Consider the following 22,017-nt stretch of genomic DNA (forward strand, 5'->3'; position numbering starts at 1 on the left):
TATACTATAATACTCAATTTAATTTTACAATTTATCATTCTCAATCCGATATAATAACTTTTTTGCCTCTTTGGAATCTGATTGTTTCACATAGGATGTTAAAATAGAAAGTGCTTCATTTTTGTGACCTAATTTTACTTTTGATTTGACAAAAATAAGTAAACTTTCTTCCTTACTCTCATCTAGTTTATTTGTCTCTAATGCCCAATATTCTGCTTTTTCATAATTTCCATTTTTATAATAACTTCTCGCGAGAAACAGAGCATCATCGATATCATGGGATTCAAAAAAACGCTTTTCTACATCTTTATATCCTGAAACACTTGTTGAATCAATGATCTCTAGATGTATTTTCTTTCTTTCTTCAATCTCTTCAGTTGTGTCTTCATCTTTATCATCAAGTATAGGTATATCAACCAATAGATTGTCAGGTGCCTTCACAGTATTCTCGGCCATCTCTATTATATTGTCTTTTACTTCCAACGTCTCCAAAGCCTCATCAAGCAATACAGTCTGTTTTGCATTCATCTTGTTAGGCGCTACTGCAGTTCCACGCTTTTCATAATTTTCAAAACTCTGAAGCTCTTTTGACGTTTCAAAATAGCTTTTCAATGCACCAACATTTATGTTAATATTTGTTTGAAGAAAAATAATGAAAAACACTAAAAGAACAAGAATTCCAGAACCTATATACCAAGGTTTTAATTTTTTCTTCTTATATCGTTTCCATTCCTCTTCCAATTGTTTGATATCATACATGGATGTATCCTAATTTCAGTGCTGCCATTTCAATAATTCGGTCTGATATCTTTGTATAGTTCACTTTAGAGGGTTCATTTTTATCATAATACTCACAAATTTCAAAAATTGTGAATAAAAGTTTATTACACTCTCTATAATTACCTTTTGTATATTTATGAATACGTTTTATATTTTTTGCTTTAATACTATTAGCTATTTCAAAAAGATTCTTTTTTAAAAGTTTTTTATGTATATAGGCAGTTTGATCTTCTTTTGTAGCATTTTTAAGTTCGATCACTTCCCATATGCGTGATTGGAAATGTTCTTTTGCAATAAGGTCTTCATCATCGGTTTTATGTAATGAAACCACAAATTTGACAGCACGACTGTCCGAAAGAAGACGTATCTTTTCCATCATCTCTGGACCATACATTTGCGCTTCATCAAGCAGTATAATAATTTCTCTTTTACCTCTAAGTTTTTTACAAAAATCAACCAAAGAAGCAAAATTGACTTCGGTATTACTTGGTAGATCTTTTTTCGTTAAAACTTTGAAGAGTTTATAAAAAAACTCTTTTTCATTAATTGCAGGTGTATCGAAATAATGAATTTCTTTTTGGTGTTTCAGTTTTTCCTGGACACGAGTAAGTAAAATACTTTTCCCCGTACCAGGTTTTCCAAAAAGCAAGATCATCTTCAACGGCTTATTCATACTATGCTGCAATTGTTGAAAAGCCGTGACTGAAGAATCTAGATCAATGTAATCGTCAATATCTACCGAATCAACGAATACATTTTTAGCAGCTTCATATCTACTTTTCATTTAACTTTGAATAGCCCAAATCTTTTAATGAAACAGACTTAGAGTTTTTAACGATATGTGGTGTAATAATAAATACCAATTCCTCTACTTTATTAATTTTCTCTTGGCGTTTAAATAAAGTACCTAGACCTGGAATATCACCCAATAGTGGCACATGATTGTCTTTGAAACCTGTTTGAGTTGATATCAAACCTCCAAGAATAGCATGTTCTCCATCTTTCACTTTTATCACAGAAGCAATTTGTCTTCTTATAAGATCAGGTGGGATCGTTCTTTCTGCACCATCTTGACTTGTAACAGGAGCAACTGTATCAGAGACTGATGGATTAATTTTCAGTGTGATCATCCCATTGTCATCAATCTCCGGTGTGATATCCAGGAGAATACCTGCAAATACAGAATCAACTTGTTGACCTTGAGCAGTATTAGTGTTCGTTGTTGTACTACCACCTAAAGCACCTAGAGTTTCTAATTTATAGAAGAGTTCCTTACCCACACTGATAAGTGCTGGCTGATTGTTCAATGTCATTACACGTGGACTTGAAACACTTTTCACATCCCCTTGCGTTGATAAGAATCTAACAACGTCCTTTACTTCAACATTTCCATTCAGATTAAGTATCTGCACAGGACTTGGAGCTGCAAGAGCATCTAGTCCAGGCAATGTCACTTCAGTGATTCCGGTACCATTCTCAAATTCATATCCTGAAACATTTTTTTGTGCTGATATAAATGTATTTACCGTAAGATTTTGCAAACTGTAGAGTTGTGACCAGTCAACACCCGTTGTCGTACTATCATCAAAGGATACACTAATAATACGTATATCGATCAAAACCTGCGACTTGATCTGCTTTGTTAATGTATGTATATATTGAGATACTCTATTGACCTGTCTATCTGTACCTGTGACTGTCACCATACCTGCCTCTGGATTAATCACAGGAGCCAAAGGATTGTATTCCCATACTTTACCATCTGGACCAGTCCAAGTATTATTAGATGATCTTGTATAGTGTGTACTTCCATCTGCCGCACCTATAAGTATACGCTGTACCTCTTTTTCCACTGTCTTCCAAAATTGGAACTCATCATTGGTTTCTATACTGATACCTGTTTTAGACATATCACCACCAGTACCACCATTCATACCAGTATTACCACCGCTAGTACCTCCAGCACCACTCATATTACCATTAGTCTCACTTGAACTTGCTATAGTGACATTCGCAGTACTAGTCCCTTTTCTTTGTCCTGAAATATAATGGATACGGAATGTACGTGTGATTAAATACGAAATCGTCAGTTTATTTCCATTTAATGTATAATTCAAGTCATTGTCTTTAAGGATCGTATTTAAGAAACCTTTCAATGTACTATTTTTCAATTTTACATAATAGAGTTTTTTATCCATACGTAATTTTGCAGCATCATCCTTGATAATAACGCTTAATCCACATGTTTCTGCAAGATTATCGATTACGTCTCCAATGGATAATTTATTGTCAATTGTGACACTAAATAATTTTGTGGAACAACTTCCTGCTGATAGGTTATGTGTAAATCCTATTAGCATAGCAAATACTATAAGAAACTTAATCCCTGATGTTTGTACTTTTTTCATACTATTACCTTTCTTCCAACTTTATGAAATTATCTCTTTTTTTATTAAGAAATAATTTTTTAATGTGATTTTCATTTCGAAGTACCACACCTCTTTCACCTATATATTTTAATGTATACCCCATCACACTGTCATCAAGACTTTTCCATGAATCATTAATATAAGCTTTTCCATTTACAATCGCATGTAATACTAGCTTTGCTTCGTTTTTATCATGCAGTGCCACTGTCGTAACATTATTCTCTTCTTCTAATCGCACAAATGGGTCTTTGGTACTCTCTAACGTCGCTAAGTTTACACCTTCACGTTTTTCATGTATTTTAAGAATCATATCTTGTATCTGTTTCACAGATAAATCTGCATTTAAAAGCATTGTCAGTGGTAATAGTAATAAAAATATCTTTTTCATTAGTGATTTATCCCCCATACTGAAATATTAATATCTGCTATAGTATCTGATGAATTACTGTCAGAAACCAAATGAGATTCAAAAATATCTGTAACCAAAACATTTTGCTCAAGTTCATTCATAAACTTAACAATATTCTTATATGGTCCCTTACTACCTATACCTATCTCTAATACATGACCAAAACTACCTGTATTTTCATTGACATACTTATTTGTAATATACTCCAGGTCAACATTTTGTATTTCTGCTGTATTGGTAATAGAATTTAAGAATCTAGACCAACTTTTTTGATTGAATAACATATCTGATAATTTTTCTAAATTAGAGTCTATGAACTTGATCTTGTTTGTTGTATCGACGATCTTTTTCTTTTTGACAATGATATCATTATCAAATTTTTTCACATAATACTCACGATCACCACCCACTGTGATAGAGTTGAGATATGTATGATTATCTGTAATACTTTTTTGTATGCTTTTTTTACTTCGTTCACTTTTTTTGTAAAGGTCTTCTGTATAAGGTAAGAGCAACTCATAGCCAAGATATGCGATAACGGCTGCTAACCCCAAAATCACTACCCATTTTTCACTCTCTTTTTTAGGAGCAAAGTAGATATCTAATGCTTCTAGTTTATCTTCTAAATATTTCATCTCAACACCACCTTTAACAGACCTTTATAGTAGTTACTCGCAGGGTCTTTTTGGATTTTTTCAATATCTATTTCAATAATTTCATCAAAATGGGTATCAGACATATATTTAATGACTTCTGTAAATTTTCTATCATCTGAACTAAGCAAGGACAACCATAATGTATCCTTCTCACTTTTTAACATCTCTACATGCACATCAAATTGATCAAGTTCTTTAGCAAGTGTATGGTATATGCCAGATTTCAGACGGTAATTTACTTTTTTATCATAAATAGAGGTAAGCATCTTTGATTTTCCATCATATGTATCTGATAATACTTTTATCTTTTCATCTAAAACTTTGATCTGGCTTTTCTTCTCGCTAAGAATTTTTTTGTACTTATTCGATTCAGCTGTAAGTTCATTATTTTCAATCGTTAAGGCATAAATCTTTGCATCATTTACATAAGACCCGACCAGGTAAACCAAAGGATAGGCCAGACTCAAAGCAATAGCGGCAGCGGTAGAAATAATGAACTGACCACTTGCTCTATTAACAAAAGATGGTGCGCGTGGGTACGTAGATAAATTGACTAAAGAAGACTCATCTTCCATATAATCAAATGAACTTAAAAGCATCAAATACTGTAATTGATCTGTATACCATTCATCACTTGATACATTATAATTAAAATTAAAATCTGATGAGTGGAGGCCTAAATAGTTCTGACTATAATCATCTAGTCCAATAATAGGACCTTTTTCACTACCTATAAATATTTGATCTATACTATCTAACTCAAATGCTCTCTTTACATAAATAATAATGTCATTAATAGTAATAAAGACTTCAGCAAAAATTTTCATAAAGGTTTGTTGATAGTCACTATTCGTTGTTTTAAGACCCTCTGATTCTAAAACACTGTAAAACTCTTTTTCATCCACTTTTTCACCTATGGATTCACAATATTTATCATAAATTTGTTCTAATGAAAACTCTATGGATTTCGAATAGAGATATTGACCATTCTCATACACTGTTACAAACGCATCATTTTGCATGAAATAAACAAAACAGTGTGCTTTATTGTCTTGGAGTATCTCTTTTTTATAAAGTGGTTTATACAGAAGTGGTGCAGGAACTATGAGGTCTATATATTTCGTTTCTTCTTTTAATGGAAGATAGAGTTCATCAAGAGACTCCGGTTCAGCCACAAAGATATGATATTCCCTCTCTTCTCCTGAAGTTTCAACTTCAACCGAAGAGATCGTATAGGTATTAGCCTGATCCAGGCCTAACTCTTCATACGCTTTGATATCGATGATATCTACAATATCTTCTTCTGGGATATTTCTACTTATATTTACTTTTGTAGTAATAATATCTTTATTATTCACATACGAGGTAATAAAGTTTGAAGTATTGTAGGTGAGCTTATCTAAAGGTTTAAAGACATCATTTTTAAATGCATAACTTTTACCTGTATATGCATTAACCGTAACAACATTTTTTACAGTCGATTCTGACGATTTTTTTTTCAAAAACATTTTAAACTTCCTTCCTTGTTGACCAATTATATATGTTATAATATTAAAACAATCTTACAAAATGTAAAACTTTCTAAAAATATAACTTTTTTTAATCATTGGTCTTTAATTTAACGAGAAGTGCCCCTATATAGGCTATTTATACGGTTTATAAAAATGATTCTTTCTCTCATACATAGAAGTTTTAAATAATATAACCAAACTCTTCTAAGCCATCTTTATTTTTACTCCACCCTTTTTTAACCGCTACATGAAGGTCTAAAAATATTTTTTTACCTGAAAAAAGTTCCATCTGTTCACGTGCAAGTTTTCCTACACGCTTGATCCCTGCACCTTTTTGACCTACGATCATACCTTTTTGTGTCTCTTTTTCAACAACGATCGTTGCATAGACTTTATCAATCGTATCACTCTCGTCGATCTTTTCGATGGTGACATCGCTCTCATAAGGAATTTCATCACTAAGATTCTCAAAAATAGACTCACGGATCAATTCTTTATAGATATTCCGTATATGTTCTGTTGTAAGGATCTCGGGGTCATAAAGGAAAGGAGATATCGGTAGATGCTTACATATCTCATCAAGCAGTTGTTTTTTCCCTACTTTTTTATTGACAGAAAAAGGAATGATCGCTTCGAAAGAGTCTTGATATTTCTGATACTCACCCAGCTTGGCCAATATATCACCCTGCTTTACATGATCGATCTTGGTAAGCACAACGATGTGCTTGACACCTTTGGCTTGAGTAAGTTTTAAAAATTTTTCATACTCTGTTAGCTTGTCTGTGACAGGTGCAAGGAAAATGATAAGATCACTGTCTCCCATCGCTTTGAGTGCTTCATCCAACATGAATTGATTCAATAGTCTCTCTTTTTCATGAATTCCCGGTGTATCTACAAAAATAATTTGTGCATCATCATGCATGACGATGATATTCATACGTTTACGGGTTGCCTGCGCTTTTTTTGAGACCATGGCAAGCTTTTCACCTACTATATGATTAAGTAATGTGCTTTTTCCTGCATTGGGTCTTCCCACTACTGCAACAAAGCCAGCTTTTGTATCTATTTCTTCTTTCTCATGCTCAAACATTTCATTTTCCTTTTAAGTGAATCGTGACTTGCATCTACTTCTAAAATCATCCTAGTATAGTGATTTAATAAGACATAGTGCCAATATTATCATTGGTGTTTTATTCTAAATGCGTACTTATTTATAATATATAACGGGTTGCATCTTCATCTTCAACCACTTTACTTATCTTCTCTTCTACCAATGCTTTATCCACATGGATGGTTTCACCTTTGTGTTCATCCGCAGAGAAACTGATCTCTTCCAGGATTTTCTCCATTACTGTATGTAGACGTCTGGCACCTATATCTTCAGTCTTTTCATTGGCAAGCAGTGAATAGTGTGCAATGGCTCTCAGTGCTTCCTCCTCAAAGACCAATTCCACATCTTCGACCTTCATCAATGCTTCATACTGTTTAATCAGTGCATTTTTTGGTTCAGTAAGGATACGATATAAAGTCTCTTCATCCAGGCTGTTAAGCTCAACACGAAGAGGAAATCGTCCCTGGAGCTCTGGCATAAGATCACTGGGTTTACTCACATGAAATGCACCTGCAGCGATGAAAAGAATATGGTCTGTATTGACCATACCCAACTTCGTATTGACAGCGGAGCCTTCCACAATTGGAAGGAGATCTCTTTGTACCCCCTCTTTACTAGGGTCTTGCCTGCTTTGTGAGTTGGAGGCTACAGCGATTTTATCTATCTCATCTAAAAATACAATACCGCCCTTCTCTACCTTTTCAAGTGCCAGAGATTTAAGTTCTTCTTCATCAAGAAGTTTTTCACTTGCCTCAGATGCCAATATCTTTTTGGCATCTTTCACAGTGACCTCTTTCTCAGGACCTTTCTTACCCATACCGCCTAGGACCTTTACAATAGACTCCTGTACCTGTATCATCTGCGGAGGAAGTCCCTCTTCCGGCATGGCAGGTTTATTCGGTACTTCTACTTTGATCTTGAGATGGTCAAGCTCACCTTTGGCATACTTCTCCTGCATACGTGCAAAAGAGGCATCATACTCTGCTTTCTTCTGTTCACTTGCACCGGCTGGAAGGGGTGGAAGAAGTTTTTCTATGATCTTGTTTTCTATATAGTTTTCTATCTTCTCTTTGTTTTTTTCATTTTCACTCTCACGGACCAGAGTCATAGAGGTTGCAGCCAGATCACGTATCATCGACTCGACATCACGTCCTACAAATCCCACTTCCGTATATTTACTGGCTTCTACTTTGATGAATGGCAGGTTCATCATTTTTGCCAAACGTCTGGCGATCTCTGTTTTACCAACCCCTGTACTCCCTATCATCAAGATATTTTTAGGCGTGACATCCTGCTGCATCTCTGGAGTGAGCTGCATACGTCTGTAACGATTTCTCAGGGCTACGGCGATCGTCTTTTTTGCTTCATTCTGTCCTATGACATATTTATCCAGGTAAGTGACTATCTCTTTAGGTGTTAAATTATCCACTACACTTCCTTACAGTTCTAATATTTTAATATTCTTATTCGTATAGATACAAAGTTCACCTGCGACTTCAAGTGACTCTTGTACCAGTGTTCTTGGATCAAGGTCTGTGTGTTTGTCCAAGGCGCGCGCTGCAGAGATGGCATAGTTACCGCCAGATCCTATCGCTGCTATTTTTCCGTCTTCAGGTTCTACCACATCACCAGTACCCGAAAGTATAAAGATATGTTCCTGGTTCAGTACGATCATCATCGCTTCAAGCTGACGCAGATGTTTATCTTTTCTCCACATTTTGGAAAAACCAATGACAGACTTGAAAAGATCACCTCTTTTTTCGGCCAATATACCTTCGAACATATCAAAAAGGTTAAATGCATCTGCTGTACTTCCTGCAAAGCCCGCCAATACTTTTCCTTCATGCAGTGTACGTATCTTTGTAGCATTACCTTTGAGTACCGTATCCCCAAAAGTCACTTGACCATCACCGCCTATGACTGCTTTACCATTACTTTTATACCCCAGTATCGTAGTTGCGTCAAACATGACTAGACACCTACCACTTCTACTTTGAGTGTCGCATGTATCGCATGCCCCAGTTTTGCGTCTACTTCATGTGTGCCTGTTGATTTGAGTGCTTTTTTAAGATTAATATTTTTTTTGTCAAGTGCTATATTCAATTGTGCTTCTATAGCATTTGATATATCGGCATTTCCTACTGAACCTTTGATACCCACTGGGGCCAATGGTTTTTCAATTTTAATGGTTGCTGCTTCAAGTGTTACTTTTTCAGCTTCAAGTCTGGCCAATTCCTCTTTAAGTTTTTTTGCCATCTCTTCTTGTTCGGCTTTCCAGTTTTCTACAACCTCAGGTGTAGCCAACTTTGCCAACCCCTTGCCTATAAGGAAGTTTTGTCCATAGCCATCTTTCACTTCTTTTATTTCACCTGCTTTTCCAAGTGTTTTCACATCTTTTATCAATAGTACTTTCATTCATTTATTCCTTATTGTGCTATATAGTGTTATAATTTTAACAAACTTTTACTAGACATCGGTTAAAGAGAGACCGGGGTTTCACATAAAGTGACACTATACGAACTATAGTTTATGAAAGATAAACAGGGATTTGTAATGAAACTTTTATACTTCTTCTTTGCTATTACACTTTTTATATTTCAGGGATGTGCTACCAATGACGCCGCTGCACATTTAAATTCTCCACAAGTTGATACGCAAGTCACCTCGTCAGAAAAGTTCTCTGAAAGCATCACTGACGATCAAGAACCAGAAACGCAAATAGAAGAGTTTGAAGAAGAATTTTCATTTGAGGAGACAAAAAGTGTCAGTGATCCATTCAGCGGGTACAACAGCGCAATGACATCATTCAATGATCTCTTTATCACCTATCTTTTAAACCCTGTTTCAGAGGGTTATGCAGCTGTCCTGCCTGAACCTTTTCGTATAGGTATTTCTAATGCTTTTGATAACATACAGTTTCCTGTCCGCTTTGCCAATAACCTTCTCCAACTGAAATTTAAAAACAGTTCCGATGAACTCCAAAGATTTCTGGTCAACTCGACCATAGGTTTGGGAGGATTGATGGATCCTGCAAAAGAATATATGCATATTCCTGCGCATAAGGAAGATTTTGGACAAACTTTAGGCCACTACGGGGTAGGTTCCGGTTTTCATATTGTCTTACCGTTCATCGGACCGTCCAATATAAGAGATGTGGTTGGGCTTACCGCAGACGCTTATGTCTCACCTCTTGTCTACACAGAAGGCCTCGAAGAGTATAAAATACCAGACCACCCGGACCACTCGATCGCTATTCTCTCAGGAGAAATGATCAATAAAACCTCTCTACACCTGGGAGAGTATGAAAGTCTTAAAGAAGATGCGATACAATTCTATCAATTTTTACGGGACACGTATGAACAGAAGCGTGATTCTGACATCGCTGAGTAACTAAAGACAGGAGAAACATATGGTAAAAAAACTGATGCTGATATTGCTTCTATCTGTCGTATCACTCTATGCTATAGAAGAGAAAGATATCAAACACGTAATGGATACTAAAGTAAATAAGGTCCTGACCATACTAAAAGACAACACATTATCCCAACACCAAAAAGAACAAAAGTGTATTGCTGTGATCGATGATGTCTTTGACTACGATATCATGGCACAGATCAGTCTGGGAAAGAGATGGAGATCTCTTACAAAAAGTGAAAAAACACTCTTTTCAAAACGTTTTGAAAAAAAACTGAAACTTTCCTATCTCGATAAATTAAGACTCTATAACAATGAAAAAGTGATCCTCAAAGAGGTACAAAAAGTCAAGCCCACCAGGAGTACATTAGAGACTCTCATTATAGGACGTGAGGACACTTATAAAGTTATTTATATGTTTTATAAGAAAAGGAACACTAACCATTGGTATATCTATGATGTCAATCTGGTCGGTGTAAGTATCCTGCAAACCTATAGAAAACAGTTTTCTGAATTTCTACAAACAAAAACAGTCCAAGAGCTTATAGAATCACTTTAAGTGATCCTCTAGAAAAAACTTCTCATAATACAAAGATGACCTATGCTGCATAAACTATATCAGAAAGTGATATTAAAATATCCATTATCTATTTTGATCTTACTCATCAGCAGCATATTCATTTTTAGTATGAATATTACAAAACTGGAGATTGATGCTTCCGCAGAAACACTGCTTCTTCATGATGACAAAGACCTGGAGTTTTCCAGAACCATAGCAAAACGATTCAAAACCGATGATGTACTTATACTTGCTTATAAACCAAAACAGGGTCTACTTTCAGAACAAAGTCTGGAAACGTTGACACACCTGAGTACTGACCTGGAAAAACTGCCTGGTGTTAAGTCTGTAGATTCACTGATCAATGTACCTCTGTTTTTTTCACCTATAAGAGAGATGGATGACCTCATCAGTGAGACAAGAACACTAAAAAGTGCTGATGTCAATCTATCCCAGGTTAAACAAGAGTTTTTAACCAGTCCTCTCTATAAAGACTTCCTTGTCAACAAAGATTTCACGATATCTTCCATCATCATCCATTTACATCAAGACCCGGAATATTTTTCGCTGTTGGAAGAACGAAACCGTTTACGTGATAAACAAGCAGTCAACTCTTTGACAAAAGAGGAAAAACAAGCGCTTCATGATGTAAGGATCGCCTTTAAAGAACACAGGGACAAGCAACGTATATTTGATGAGAACAACATTAAGGAGATTCGTGCACTTATAACCAAATACCAGAATAATGCGTTGTTTTTTCTAGGCGGGGCACAAATGATCTCCAACGATATTGTTGGATTTGTCAAAAATGATCTACTCATTTACGGAAGTACCTTGATCCTCCTTATTATCCTCGTTTTAGGTTTTGTATTTAGGCAACCAAGATGGATAATACTTCCTATTCTTATCTGTACACTGTCCGTCATTACCATCACCAGTAGCTTAGGCTTTTTTAATTGGGAGATCACTGTCATCTCTTCAAATTTTATTGCCTTACAACTGATCATCACCATTTCGATCGTTTTACATCTTATTGTAAGATATGAGGAACTTTTAGCACTCTATCCGCGTGCATCCTCCAAAAGATTGATCCTATACACCATGCTTACCAAAGCAACACCCACCTTCTTTGCCATACTTACTACGATAGCAGGGTTCTCTTCATTGCTCTATTCGCACATTTACCCTGTGATCAACTTGGGTTGGATGATGAGTGCAGGGATCAGTATGTCCCTTATCATTGCATTTATTGTCTTTCCTACTGTACTGATGCTGCTGAAGAAAACACCTCCTCGAGATCAAAAGAGATCCCTCTCTTTTATACCTTCTCTGACCGCTAAAATTGTGTTGCATGATAAAAAATCGATCTACCTCATCACATTATTTACTATTATTTTTAGTATTACCGGTGCCTCTCAGCTTATCGTAGAGAACAGTTTTATCAGCTACTTTAAAAAAGATACAGCTATCTACCAAGGGATGAAGATCATTGACCAGGAGTTAGGAGGGACAACACCTTTAGATGTTATCCTTACCTTGTCTGAGGATAACAGTACATTTCCACACGATACTGCCACAGAAGAAAATAGTGAAGCGTTCCTGGACTCATTCGAGGATGAATTCAGTGCAGTAGAGGATCAGGACCAATACTGGTTTACAGATGAAAAGATCAAGCTTATCAAGAAAGTCCATGGGTATTTAACACAACTTCCTCAAATTGGAGAAGTACAATCCTTTGCCACCCTGCTTGATACTGGAAAGATACTCAATGAGAACAAAGAGTTGGACAGTGTAGACCTTGCTATTATCTACCAAAAACTGCCTCAAAAATATAGAGATGTCATCCTGACTCCCTATGTGAACATTGAACATGATCAATTAAGATTCTTTACACGTGTTGTAGACTCTAATGAAACTCTGCGCAGAGATGCATTACTGAAAAAAATACAAAATGAACTAAGCCAAAGCATCGATCCTGATGTTGCAACCGTGCGACTCTCAAACCTCATGGTACTCTACAACAATATGCTCCAGTCCTTGTTCCATTCACAGATCACAATGGTCGGTCTTGTTCTGTTCATTGTGTTTATTATGTTCCTGCTCCTCTTTAGATCATTCAAGCTCACATTGATTGCTTTGATCGTCAATATCGTTCCCATAGGTATGGTCTTTGGATTCATGGGATGGCTGCATATTCCGTTGGATATTATGACTATCACCATTGCCGCCATAGCCATGGGTATAGGGATAGATGACACGATACACTATATCCACCGATTTCAAGTAGAATTTGAAAAAGACAACCATTACTACTTGAGTATGCATAGAACTAACAACAGTATTGGAAATGCTATGTACTTCACTACCCTGGTGATCGTAATAGGTTTTTCCATCCTAATACTCTCAAATTTGATCCCTACCATCTATTTTGGTTTACTCACGATGTTGGTGATGGTAGCTGCTCTGATATCAGATTTGGTACTGTTACCTAAACTTTTACTCCTGTTCAAACCATTCAAAAGAGTAAAGTAAACCAATTTTAGACCATCACCTAAGAATTAATATCTCCTTTTATAAAATATGTTACAATCAAAAAAAATAAAACAACGGATCAATCATTTATGTTTCAAGAATTCAAAATAAACAATTTAGAACAATTTCCCAAAGAGTTAGACACCCTTTTAAACGAGCAAAGAGGGATCATTGACGACATCACTTCAAATGCAGAGACAAGCTATGAAAAAGTCCTTAAACCCCTGCAAGACCTAGATGAAGAATTAGGGCTTTTCTTCACCCCGCTTTCTCATCTTAACTCGGTAATGAACTCGGAAGAGACACAAAAAGCCTATGAAGCGTCTATCCCTCTGCTCTCCAAGTTCAATTCAGAAATGGCACAGAATGAAGCCCTGTTTAAAAAAATAGAGGCTATCAAAGCAGATTCCAAAGAAGCGAAAAAAGTACTGGAACATGAAGTCAGAGCCTTTGTACTCTCTGGGGTCAATCTCCCAGAAGATAAGAAGAAACGTATGGAAGAGATCAGCCTCAAACTCTCTGAACTCTCTAACCAGTTTTCACAGAATCTTCTTGATGCCACGAATGCCTATGAACTCATCATCGAAGATGAAAAAGATGTCGAGGGGATGCCTCAGTCTGACATCGATGCAGCACAAGAGGAGATCGATGGAAAGAGCGTGTACAAATTCACACTTCAAATTCCTAGTTATATGGCCTACATGACTTACGGCCCGAACCGTGAGTATAGAAAAGAACTCTCCAAAGCCTATGCAACCAGAGCACCTGAAAACGCAGAGGTCATAGACCAGATCCTCGCACTCAAACATGAAAAGTCAGAGCTTCTTGGCTTTAGCTCTTATGCAGAGTATGCACTGGAGACACGTGATGCGAGTCATGAAGATGATGTCATCACATTCTTGAATGAACTGGCAGATGCTGCCTTGCCTCAAGCCAAAAACGAACTGGCTGAACTGAAGGCATTTGCACTTAAAATAGATGGTATAGAAGACTTGGCAGGTTATGATGTAGGCTACTATTCAGAAAAACTGAAAAAAGAAAAGTTTGACTTTGATGATACGATGACCAAACCCTACTTCAAACAAGAGAAGGTTTTAGAGGGACTCCTATACATTGTCTCAGAACTGTTTGGTGTCACATTTGAGCCTGCAGAGGTACCGACTTGGCACGCATGTGTCAAACCTTTTGACATCTTCGAAGAGGGGAAACTCTCCGGACGCATCTATTTTGACCTTGAAGCGCGTAAAGAGAAACGCGGAGGGGCATGGATGAATGACTGGGAGACACACTATGTGGACGCTAAAGGGAAATTACACCTTCCTTCTGCCTTCATCGTATGTAACTTCTCGCCAACAACACAAACGACACCTTCTTTGCTCAGACATGATGATGTGGTAACACTCTTTCATGAGATGGGACATGCCATCCACCATCTCTTTGGAAAATGTAAAGAGCGTTCAGTCTCAGGCATTAACGGTGTGGCATGGGATGTGGTAGAGTTTCCGTCACAGTTTTTGGAGAACTTTGCTTATGAGGCGGCTATCTTAAAACGTTTTGGTTTTCATTATGAAACAGGAGAGCCTATCTCAAATGAGCTGATGGCAAAAATAAAAGAGACCAAAAACTTCCAGGCAGCCCTTGGCATCTTGCGCCAGGTAGAGTTCTCTTTGTTTGATTTTGTACTCCATCAAGACCTTTACCAAGGTGAGGAAGTCCAGAGATTGCTCGATGGTATTAGAGAAAAGACTTCTTTACTCACGCCACCGAGTTACAACAAATTCCAACATGGATTTGCACATATTTTTGCAGGTGGGTATGCTGCAGGGTACTACAGCTACAAATGGGCTGAAGTACTCAGTGCAGATGCGTTTTTCTCTTGCTTGGATAATGAATCAGGATTTAACAAAGAGCGTGCCAAAGGGTATAAAGAGTATATACTTGCAAGCGGTGGTGCGATTGAGATGTCTGAGCTCTACGAGGAGTGGCTTGGACGAAAAGCAGATGTTCAAAGTCTGATCAAACTGTATGAAATAGCATAATGATCTTCTCTCACTCTTAGGCTAGATATCCCAAGAGTGACCATATAGAAAGGAGCCTTTCGTGAGTGAATACCGTTCTCTTGCACTTACCGTGATCGCAATCTTTGCAATCACTCTGCTGGCTGCCTACTTCAGTCCTTCATTCGCAGAACAAAAAAACTATCTAGAACTTTTTATACTTTTCGGAAGCCTACTTTTCATCTTTGCTGTAGTAGTGATCTTTGCAACACTCGGGTTTCACTCTTTTGCCCTCTTTTTGAGTCTCTTTCTTGCAGCTGTGATTTTAATATATGGGGTATTGGGTGCTTTGCTTATCACGGCTATCACCTATTTTCTGTGGGGTTCTATCTTCGCGATGGAACTACTTTTGTTCTATAATGGAAGTGAAAGTGCCAAAGCGTGGTTTGTATCCCGTTATGATTTTAAAACATTCAAGATGGAATATATTGCTTTTTATCCGCTGATGGGAATGCTCTATATTTTATTGGAGTTTATACCCTATCTGTTTTCTAAAGAGAAGTTGTTGAAGTTCACCCCTTCAAAAGTCTTGAAGGAGATGGAGATGTTGCTAGAGTAGTTTGATTTACTCTTCATTATTTTTGATGAGAGAAGCGATACGTTCAGGCTGTTTTTTACCTTCAATAATGAATCTCAATGCATTCAGACGGATAAAGCCTTCTGCATCCGCCTGGTTATAGACCTCATCCTCTTCAAATGTCGAGTGTGCTTCTGAATAGAGTGATTCATCTGAATTTCTACCCACTACGATCACATTCCCTTTGTAAAGTTTAAGTTTGACTTCACCGTTTACAGTCTCTTGTGTTGCATCGATCGCTGCTTGCATCATCTTACGCTCAGGTGACCACCAGTATCCATTATAGATCAGTTTTGCATACTTTGGCATAAGTTCATCTTTAAGGTGTGCTTCTTCTCTATCCAGAGTGATAGACTCGATCGCTCTGTGTGCTTTGAGCATGATCGTACCGCCCGGAGTCTCATAACATCCACGTGCTTTCATACCTACATAACGGTTCTCTACGATATCGATACGTCCTATACCATGTTTATTTCCATAATCATTCAGTGTCTTAAGGAGTGTCGCAGGGCTCATTGCTTCACCGTTGATCGCTATCGGGTCACCTTTTTTATACGTGATGGTGATATACTCTGCCTCATCGGGAGCTTCTTCAGGAGAGTTTGTCCATAGCCACATATCATCTTCTGGTTCAGCTGCAGGATTTTCAAGATGAAGCCCTTCATACGAGATATGAAGCAAGTTTGCATCCATAGAGTATGGACTTGCTTTAGGGTTACCATTCTCATCCATATGTTTTTTAGAGATCTCAATACCATGTTCCTTTGCATAAGAAAGAAGCTTCTCACGTGAATTTAGATCCCACTCTCTCCACGGTGCGATCACTGCGATATCAGGATTAAGACCTAGATAACCAAGTTCAAAACGTACCTGGTCATTACCTTTACCCGTTGCACCATGACTCACTGCATCTGCACCGGTCTGTTGTGCGATCTCTATCTGTTTTTTAGAGATAAGCGGACGTGCGATAGAGGTACCTAACAGGTACTCACCCTCGTAGATGGCATTGGCTCTGAACATAGGGAAGACAAAATCTTTTACAAACTCTTCTCTAAGATCCAAGATAAAAATGTTCTCAGGTTTGATACCCATATCCAATGCTTTCTGACGTGCAGGTTCCACCTCTTCACCCTGACCAAGATCAGCCGTGAAAGTAACCACTTCACACTCATACTCATCTTGAAGCCATTTTAAAATAATACTTGTATCAAGTCCACCAGAATACGCCAATACTGCTTTTTTAATTTTTCTTTTTGCCATGCGATAAGCCTTTAATTAATATTGTTGCAATTTTAACGTAAATTTAGTTACGGATGGTTTTATATTCTATGAATTTGAATACATTCTATTCAGTGACATAGGCTCCTCTTGCACCACTTACAGAAGTTTTAGACTTTTCTTTTTTCGTTTTTTCAACCATTTTTAGGTTCATTTCATACTCTTGGGCAACCAAATAATTGCCAAATGTTTCAAATTCATCCTCACCTTTTGCATTGAGCTGTTTTTCAAGTAGTCTGAGTTTTTGCTTCATTTTATCACTCAAAGTAATAATCTCCTGGTAATGTACAGCAGATATTTTGATGGCACCATCGCTTAACGGTTTTTTTCTGCCAAATATACTACTTTTATTCTTGGAAACACATACGTCATATATCTGCATAAAATGGTTATGTATACTTTTCCATAATGCTTCAATTTCATATAAAGTATCCACACAGCTGCTGTCTCTAAACAGCATGGCCTCCTGTTCCAGCCACTTTCCAAAATCAATGTCAGAGATATTCAATTCTATGTCTTGTTTGTTTGTATCCAACAGTCCGGCAGATAATAATTTTACCATGCCTACCCACCTGGTATGTTCTACTCTTGCTTGATGAAGATGATGAAGATATGTATCCTTATTTGTCATGCAGTATTCCTTGTCTATAGTATCACTATATGACATGACACAGGTCGCATCTAAGTTCTATAGTGATTTTAATTCTTTCCTCAGAAATATTTTATCTCAAAGGAATACTTATATTTTTTATAACTTGATTAATTTTTAACCAAATAGATACAGGTATGGTTTCTCTAGTAATCAAATCCATATTTTTTCAAAATGATCTCCAACACCGCTTTTTTATAGGCTCCGGTATGACGAAACACTTCTTTCCCCGATGCGTCAAAAAATATCTGCGTAGGCATCTCTTTAAGTTTATAGATATCTCGACTTACCAAACGTTCTTTTTGACCGTCTATGGAATAGATCTGAAACTCCGGATGCACTTCCAATACTTCAGCAAATACTTTGGACATCGCTAAACAGCTATAACAGTGTGACATCCCAAATGCTAAAATGGTGGGCTTACCGTTACCGATATTATGTTTTATGTGTCTATATTCGTTCACAGGTAATGGCTTCTTTTCTGACATTTTTACTCCAAGCGTGTAATTAGGGTGATTATACAAATCCTATCTTAAAAACTTTTGCTATAATCAAATTCATATTATTCAAGGAAATCAAACCATGTTATTGGGCGTAAACATAGACCATATTGCAGTATTGAGAGAAGCAAGAAAAGTAGCGGACCCTGATCCGCTTGATGCACTGAGCATCTGTAAACGTGCAGGTGCAGACCAGATCACCATCCATCTTCGTGAAGACCGGCGACATATGCAGGATATGGATGCCAAAAATATCATAGAGCTTTCTGCACTGCCTGTCAATCTAGAGTGTGCCATCTCTCCTGAAATGATAGATATCGCATGTGACCTTAAACCCCATCGTGTCACACTCGTGCCTGAAAAGCGTGAAGAAGTTACGACTGAAGGTGGTCTTGCAGTCACAGGAGAACAACCCAAACTCAAAGAAGCTATTCAAAGACTGAAAAACGAAGAGATAGAGGTATCGCTTTTCATTGACCCTACCCTGGATGCGGTCAATGCATCACTTGACCTGGGTGTAGAGTGGATAGAGTTTCATACGGGAAAATATGCCAACATCTATGCGATGCTATACACAAACCTCTCCAAAACTCACCACACTATCCCTGAACTAGAACTCCCACGAAAAGTGCTCAAAAAGATGCTCAAAGATGAACTCTGCAACCTACGTCTTCTCTCTTGTGATGCGATGGGGTTGGGATTACGTGTGGCAGCGGGACATGGTCTTAATATGCAAAATGTCAAAGAGATCGCAGAGATCGAAACGATAGAAGAGCTGAACATCGGACAAAGTATCATTGCCCGTTCTGTTTATACTGGGTTAGAACAAGCCATCATAGATATGAAATCTATGTTGATAAGATAACATGTCAAGAAAAAAAGTAGCCATATCTGTCGGTGATCTCAATGGTATAGGTATACAGCTGGCCCTTGAGAATCATGCCACTATCTCTAAAGAGGTAGAAGTTGTCTACTGCATAGACAGAAACATGCTGGAACAGGCAGCCAAAAAGTTGAACCTGCCCATACCCGCTGATTTTCAAACCATGGAAGATATTGCAGAGCACTTTGAGATAGATCCAGGAGTTGTCAGTAAAGAGAGCGGTGCCTATGCCTATGCTTCCTTTGTCAGGGCTGTTGAACTTGCACGTAACAAAGAAATTGATGCCATCACTACCCTGCCCATCCATAAAAAAGCATGGGAACTAGCAGGCGTAGCCTATAAAGGTCATACCGATGCCTTGAGAGATTTTTTCGATGCAGAGGCCATTATGATGTTGGGTTCACCTCAAATGTATGTCGCTCTTTTTACCGAACACATACCACTGAAAGAGGTAGCCGGGAGTATCAACGAAAAAGCGTTAACAAGATTTCTTATAGACTTTTACCGGACAGCCAAACCTAGTACAGAGGTAGGTGTTCTAGGGTTAAATCCTCATGCAGGAGATGATGGCGTATTGGGTACAGAAGAGCGTATCATAGAAAAAGCCATAGAGAATGCGCACAAAGAATTAGGCACTGAAATATTCAGCGCTCCACTTGTACCGGATGTCGCATTTACACCAAGAGTACGTGCGAACTATACACACTACATTGCTATGTACCATGACCAAGGCCTGGCCCCTCTCAAAGCCTTGTATTTTGATGAAGGGATCAATGTCTCACTGAATCTGCCGATACTTAGAACTTCCGTAGATCACGGCACCGCATTTGATATAGCCTATAAAGGGGTAGAATTAAGCAGTCTAAGTTATCTTAACGCAGTTAAATACATAAATGATAATTAAGAAAGTATCGGGAGACCGTAGCCTATAAAATAAAACTAATAAGAAAATTTATTTTACACCGCCAAGAGTTTCCATTTTTTTCTTTTGGGTTCGTTTTCTCTTTTGTTGCATCAACAAAAAAGGCTCGGCGTATCATCCTCGACTACTTCACAGTGCTCATTCATCTGTGCACAAAGTCTCTCTTGACACTCTTTACACAAGTATCGGTAATTTTGCATGTCATAATGGATCGTATCTCCTTCGTGTATATCATCATAACACTCCGCACATACATTCGTTACTCGTAAAAGTATCTCTTCTGTTGCTTCTTGCGTTACAAAACATGCACTACCCATTATTACTCTCCAATTCTTTTATCATTTTTTTCGCTTCATCCAATGTATTATCCAATTCGTATGCCTTTGTATAACCTACCAGTGCTTCTTGTTTACGTCCAAGATCATATAAAGTATTTGCATAGTTAAAGTGGTGCGGTGGATACTCAGGATCCAAAGCAATCGCACGTTCATGGTGTTTTTCCGCACCCTCTTCATCTCCAAGTTTATGGAGCACATTCGCAAGTGATACATGTGCCATATCATCCGTATCATCTAGGTTCAAAAGCTTTTCATAACTCTCTTTGGCTTCTTCATATTCACCTGTCTGCATATAGACGTAACCCATTCTCTGAAGCACTTCAGTATTATTCTCATCGATGATCAGTGCCGAACCTAATGCTTTTTTTGCTTCTTCAAAATCTTCTTTTGCCACTGCTTCATCTGTCATTTGTAACAGTTGTTCCATACGTGTAGGCTGTACTTCAGGTGTAGAAAATGTTTTGTCGGGACGGTTGATACCACCTATTTGTTCATCTGCTACTTTCGCTTCGAAATCCACCCCTCTTTTAGGATGATTTCCTGAAAAAAGTTGTTTAAAAAAAAGATAAAATACTCCTCCTGCGATAATAAGAAGTAATAGTTGAAATGTTGTCATAGCTTCTCCAATATAGTTATCGAATGATAAGATAATCTAACTTAAATCCAAAGAAAAACTGCTATCATGATGAAAAAGAACCAAAGGATGATTATGGCTTATAGAATAACATTAGATAAAGAAAAATTAGAAAAAGAGTTAACTCCGCTAGAATATAATGTATGCTTGAACCACGGTACCGAAGCACCGTTTCAAAATGAATTCTGGGACTCAAAAAAAGAGGGGATCTACAGCTGTAAATGTTGTGGTACACCACTCTTTTCTTCAGAGACAAAATTTGATTCAGGTACAGGCTGGCCAAGCTACTTTCAATCCATCAACGAAGACGATATAGAAGAGATCGAAGATGCCAGTCATGGTATGGTTCGTGTAGAAGTACGCTGTGGTGCATGCGGTTGTCATTTAGGGCATGTCTTCCCTGATGGTCCGGCACCTACCTACAAGCGATACTGTATCAATTCTGCATCTTTGAATTTTAAAGAAAATGCATAAACTATGATGGCTGTAGCTGTGCAGCTATACGCCCGGCAGCTTCATCCATCTCTTCTTTTGTATCAAAAATAAAAGAGTATTTCTCTTCTTCTCCAAGATTGACAAAAATGCCAAACCCTACGACTTCAACCTTGCCTTTTGCCTCAATATCCAACCATTCAAGACTCACTTGTGTCGTTTCATCTTCATATCCTGTTTTGACTACGGCTGCAGGGTAGAGCTGTGTGATCTTAGCTGTGTCGAATTGTTTATCTTCTATTGTGATTATCATAGAGGGATTATAGTATAATCACTTTAAATCTAG

24 protein-coding genes are annotated in these 22,017 nt (G+C 37.5%); 8 read left to right on the forward strand and 16 right to left on the reverse strand.

What is annotated here, in order from left to right; genetic code table 11:
• Nucleotides 1-24 precede the first annotated feature (24 nt).
• The 10 genes from SULAR_RS05290 to rplI form a co-directional block, all read right to left on the reverse strand.
• Nucleotides 25-759, reverse strand: a complete 735-nt coding sequence (locus tag SULAR_RS05290) for a CDC27 family protein (protein ID WP_008243774.1) — start codon at nucleotides 757-759, stop codon at nucleotides 25-27.
• Nucleotides 752-1,564 (reverse strand): ATP-binding protein, encoded by an 813-nt coding sequence (locus SULAR_RS05295; RefSeq protein WP_008243776.1) that lies wholly within the window; start codon nucleotides 1,562-1,564, stop codon nucleotides 752-754. Before SULAR_RS05295 ends, SULAR_RS05290 begins: the two co-directional genes overlap by 8 nt.
• On the reverse strand, nucleotides 1,554-3,140 hold the full coding sequence (gene mshL / locus SULAR_RS05300; protein ID WP_238536364.1) for a pilus (MSHA type) biogenesis protein MshL: 1,587 nt from the start codon (nucleotides 3,138-3,140) through the stop codon (nucleotides 1,554-1,556). Before mshL ends, SULAR_RS05295 begins: the two co-directional genes overlap by 11 nt.
• Before the next feature lie 52 nt (nucleotides 3,141-3,192).
• On the reverse strand, nucleotides 3,193-3,597 hold the full coding sequence (locus SULAR_RS05305) for a hypothetical protein (protein WP_008243779.1): 405 nt from the start codon (nucleotides 3,595-3,597) through the stop codon (nucleotides 3,193-3,195).
• Nucleotides 3,597-4,253, reverse strand: a complete 657-nt coding sequence (locus SULAR_RS05310) for a hypothetical protein (RefSeq protein WP_008243781.1) — start codon at nucleotides 4,251-4,253, stop codon at nucleotides 3,597-3,599. Before SULAR_RS05310 ends, SULAR_RS05305 begins: the two co-directional genes overlap by 1 nt.
• Nucleotides 4,250-5,782 carry a hypothetical protein gene (locus SULAR_RS05315; protein ID WP_008243782.1) on the reverse strand — a complete coding sequence of 511 codons (1,533 nt, stop codon included), beginning with the start codon at nucleotides 5,780-5,782 and terminating at the stop codon, nucleotides 4,250-4,252. The genes SULAR_RS05310 and SULAR_RS05315 overlap by 4 nt, the downstream gene beginning before the upstream one ends.
• Nucleotides 5,783-5,966: 184 nt before the next feature.
• Nucleotides 5,967-6,875: a GTPase Era gene (era, locus tag SULAR_RS05320; protein WP_008243783.1), complete on the reverse strand. Its 909-nt coding sequence runs from the start codon at nucleotides 6,873-6,875 to the stop codon at nucleotides 5,967-5,969.
• A gap of 121 nt (nucleotides 6,876-6,996) precedes the next feature.
• Nucleotides 6,997-8,325, reverse strand: coding sequence for an HslU--HslV peptidase ATPase subunit (hslU, locus tag SULAR_RS05325; RefSeq protein WP_008243784.1), 1,329 nt, complete (start codon nucleotides 8,323-8,325; stop codon nucleotides 6,997-6,999).
• Nucleotides 8,326-8,334: 9 nt separating this feature from the next.
• On the reverse strand, nucleotides 8,335-8,865 hold the full coding sequence (hslV, locus tag SULAR_RS05330; RefSeq protein WP_008243785.1) for an ATP-dependent protease subunit HslV: 531 nt from the start codon (nucleotides 8,863-8,865) through the stop codon (nucleotides 8,335-8,337).
• Nucleotides 8,866-8,867: 2 nt separating this feature from the next.
• On the reverse strand, nucleotides 8,868-9,311 hold the full coding sequence (gene rplI / locus SULAR_RS05335; protein WP_008243788.1) for a 50S ribosomal protein L9: 444 nt from the start codon (nucleotides 9,309-9,311) through the stop codon (nucleotides 8,868-8,870).
• A gap of 138 nt (nucleotides 9,312-9,449) precedes the next feature.
• Between rplI and SULAR_RS05340 the strand changes: the two genes are divergently transcribed.
• The 5 genes from SULAR_RS05340 to SULAR_RS05360 all read left to right on the forward strand — a co-directional run bounded on the left by SULAR_RS05340 (nucleotide 9,450) and on the right by SULAR_RS05360 (nucleotide 16,017).
• On the forward strand, nucleotides 9,450-10,286 hold the full coding sequence (locus SULAR_RS05340; protein WP_008243790.1) for a VacJ family lipoprotein: 837 nt from the start codon (nucleotides 9,450-9,452) through the stop codon (nucleotides 10,284-10,286).
• Nucleotides 10,287-10,305: 19 nt separating this feature from the next.
• On the forward strand, nucleotides 10,306-10,869 hold the full coding sequence (locus SULAR_RS05345) for an ABC transporter substrate-binding protein (RefSeq protein ID WP_008243793.1): 564 nt from the start codon (nucleotides 10,306-10,308) through the stop codon (nucleotides 10,867-10,869).
• 42 nt (nucleotides 10,870-10,911) lie between these two features.
• Nucleotides 10,912-13,401, forward strand: a complete 2,490-nt coding sequence (locus SULAR_RS05350) for an RND family transporter (RefSeq protein ID WP_008243795.1) — start codon at nucleotides 10,912-10,914, stop codon at nucleotides 13,399-13,401.
• An 89-nt stretch (nucleotides 13,402-13,490) separates the two neighbouring features.
• Nucleotides 13,491-15,440 carry a M3 family metallopeptidase gene (locus SULAR_RS05355; RefSeq protein ID WP_008243797.1) on the forward strand — a complete coding sequence of 650 codons (1,950 nt, stop codon included), beginning with the start codon at nucleotides 13,491-13,493 and terminating at the stop codon, nucleotides 15,438-15,440.
• A gap of 61 nt (nucleotides 15,441-15,501) precedes the next feature.
• On the forward strand, nucleotides 15,502-16,017 hold the full coding sequence (locus SULAR_RS05360) for a hypothetical protein (RefSeq protein WP_008243799.1): 516 nt from the start codon (nucleotides 15,502-15,504) through the stop codon (nucleotides 16,015-16,017).
• Between the two features lie 6 nt (nucleotides 16,018-16,023).
• On the opposite strand, the gene SULAR_RS05365 is transcribed toward SULAR_RS05360, so the two are convergent.
• The 3 genes from SULAR_RS05365 to SULAR_RS05375 form a co-directional block, all read right to left on the reverse strand.
• A complete protein-coding gene (locus SULAR_RS05365) occupies nucleotides 16,024-17,295 on the reverse strand; it encodes an argininosuccinate synthase (protein ID WP_008243802.1) in 1,272 nt (423 codons plus the stop codon).
• Between the two features lie 85 nt (nucleotides 17,296-17,380).
• Nucleotides 17,381-17,944, reverse strand: coding sequence for a hypothetical protein (locus SULAR_RS05370; protein WP_008243803.1), 564 nt, complete (start codon nucleotides 17,942-17,944; stop codon nucleotides 17,381-17,383).
• 164 nt (nucleotides 17,945-18,108) lie between these two features.
• Nucleotides 18,109-18,450: a thioredoxin family protein gene (locus SULAR_RS05375; protein ID WP_008243807.1), complete on the reverse strand. Its 342-nt coding sequence runs from the start codon at nucleotides 18,448-18,450 to the stop codon at nucleotides 18,109-18,111.
• 94 nt (nucleotides 18,451-18,544) lie between these two features.
• Between SULAR_RS05375 and SULAR_RS05380 the strand changes: the two genes are divergently transcribed.
• Nucleotides 18,545-19,327, forward strand: a complete 783-nt coding sequence (locus tag SULAR_RS05380; protein ID WP_008243809.1) for a pyridoxine 5'-phosphate synthase — start codon at nucleotides 18,545-18,547, stop codon at nucleotides 19,325-19,327.
• 1 nt (nucleotide 19,328) lies between these two features.
• A complete protein-coding gene (pdxA, locus tag SULAR_RS05385; RefSeq protein WP_008243811.1) occupies nucleotides 19,329-20,249 on the forward strand; it encodes a 4-hydroxythreonine-4-phosphate dehydrogenase in 921 nt (306 codons plus the stop codon).
• Nucleotides 20,250-20,359: 110 nt separating this feature from the next.
• Here the strand turns inward: pdxA and SULAR_RS05390 are convergent, their stop codons facing one another.
• On the reverse strand, nucleotides 20,360-20,584 hold the full coding sequence (locus SULAR_RS05390; protein WP_008243813.1) for a hypothetical protein: 225 nt from the start codon (nucleotides 20,582-20,584) through the stop codon (nucleotides 20,360-20,362).
• Nucleotides 20,577-21,221, reverse strand: coding sequence for a tetratricopeptide repeat protein (locus SULAR_RS05395; RefSeq protein ID WP_008243815.1), 645 nt, complete (start codon nucleotides 21,219-21,221; stop codon nucleotides 20,577-20,579). The genes SULAR_RS05390 and SULAR_RS05395 overlap by 8 nt, the downstream gene beginning before the upstream one ends.
• A 93-nt stretch (nucleotides 21,222-21,314) precedes the next feature.
• Between SULAR_RS05395 and msrB the strand changes: the two genes are divergently transcribed.
• The gene (msrB, locus tag SULAR_RS05400; RefSeq protein WP_008243817.1) at nucleotides 21,315-21,713 is read left to right on the forward strand and encodes a peptide-methionine (R)-S-oxide reductase MsrB; all 399 of its coding nucleotides are present in this window, start codon (nucleotides 21,315-21,317) and stop codon (nucleotides 21,711-21,713) included.
• A 1-nt stretch (nucleotide 21,714) separates the two neighbouring features.
• On the opposite strand, the gene SULAR_RS05405 is transcribed toward msrB, so the two are convergent.
• Nucleotides 21,715-21,984: a hypothetical protein gene (locus SULAR_RS05405; RefSeq protein WP_008243818.1), complete on the reverse strand. Its 270-nt coding sequence runs from the start codon at nucleotides 21,982-21,984 to the stop codon at nucleotides 21,715-21,717.
• Nucleotides 21,985-22,017: the final 33 nt, after the last annotated feature.

The sequence above is a fragment of the Sulfurovum sp. AR genome, assembly GCF_000296775.1.
GTDB classification, from domain to species: Bacteria; Campylobacterota; Campylobacteria; order Campylobacterales; family Sulfurovaceae; genus Sulfurovum; species Sulfurovum xiamenensis.

Coding starts and splice junctions, on each gene's coding strand:
- SULAR_RS05375 (WP_008243807.1), bottom strand. CDS start 18,450: ATGTCAGAAAAGAAGCCATTACCTGTGAACGAATATAGACACATAAAA.
- SULAR_RS05355 (WP_008243797.1), top strand. CDS start 13,491: ATGTTTCAAGAATTCAAAATAAACAATTTAGAACAATTTCCCAAAGAG.
- SULAR_RS05305 (WP_008243779.1), bottom strand. CDS start 3,597: ATGAAAAAGATATTTTTATTACTATTACCACTGACAATGCTTTTAAAT.
- SULAR_RS05390 (WP_008243813.1), bottom strand. CDS start 20,584: ATGGGTAGTGCATGTTTTGTAACGCAAGAAGCAACAGAAGAGATACTT.
- hslV (WP_008243785.1), bottom strand. CDS start 8,865: ATGTTTGACGCAACTACGATACTGGGGTATAAAAGTAATGGTAAAGCA.
- SULAR_RS05365 (WP_008243802.1), bottom strand. CDS start 17,295: ATGGCAAAAAGAAAAATTAAAAAAGCAGTATTGGCGTATTCTGGTGGA.
- SULAR_RS05370 (WP_008243803.1), bottom strand. CDS start 17,944: ATGACAAATAAGGATACATATCTTCATCATCTTCATCAAGCAAGAGTA.
- SULAR_RS05345 (WP_008243793.1), top strand. CDS start 10,306: ATGGTAAAAAAACTGATGCTGATATTGCTTCTATCTGTCGTATCACTC.
- SULAR_RS05290 (WP_008243774.1), bottom strand. CDS start 759: ATGTATGATATCAAACAATTGGAAGAGGAATGGAAACGATATAAGAAG.
- SULAR_RS05295 (WP_008243776.1), bottom strand. CDS start 1,564: ATGAAAAGTAGATATGAAGCTGCTAAAAATGTATTCGTTGATTCGGTA.
- msrB (WP_008243817.1), top strand. CDS start 21,315: ATGGCTTATAGAATAACATTAGATAAAGAAAAATTAGAAAAAGAGTTA.
- SULAR_RS05350 (WP_008243795.1), top strand. CDS start 10,912: ATGCTGCATAAACTATATCAGAAAGTGATATTAAAATATCCATTATCT.
- SULAR_RS05395 (WP_008243815.1), bottom strand. CDS start 21,221: ATGACAACATTTCAACTATTACTTCTTATTATCGCAGGAGGAGTATTT.
- SULAR_RS05315 (WP_008243782.1), bottom strand. CDS start 5,782: ATGTTTTTGAAAAAAAAATCGTCAGAATCGACTGTAAAAAATGTTGTT.
- rplI (WP_008243788.1), bottom strand. CDS start 9,311: ATGAAAGTACTATTGATAAAAGATGTGAAAACACTTGGAAAAGCAGGT.
- SULAR_RS05310 (WP_008243781.1), bottom strand. CDS start 4,253: ATGAAATATTTAGAAGATAAACTAGAAGCATTAGATATCTACTTTGCT.
- mshL (WP_238536364.1), bottom strand. CDS start 3,140: ATGCTAATAGGATTTACACATAACCTATCAGCAGGAAGTTGTTCCACA.
- era (WP_008243783.1), bottom strand. CDS start 6,875: ATGTTTGAGCATGAGAAAGAAGAAATAGATACAAAAGCTGGCTTTGTT.
- SULAR_RS05380 (WP_008243809.1), top strand. CDS start 18,545: ATGTTATTGGGCGTAAACATAGACCATATTGCAGTATTGAGAGAAGCA.
- SULAR_RS05340 (WP_008243790.1), top strand. CDS start 9,450: ATGAAACTTTTATACTTCTTCTTTGCTATTACACTTTTTATATTTCAG.
- pdxA (WP_008243811.1), top strand. CDS start 19,329: ATGTCAAGAAAAAAAGTAGCCATATCTGTCGGTGATCTCAATGGTATA.
- SULAR_RS05405 (WP_008243818.1), bottom strand. CDS start 21,984: ATGATAATCACAATAGAAGATAAACAATTCGACACAGCTAAGATCACA.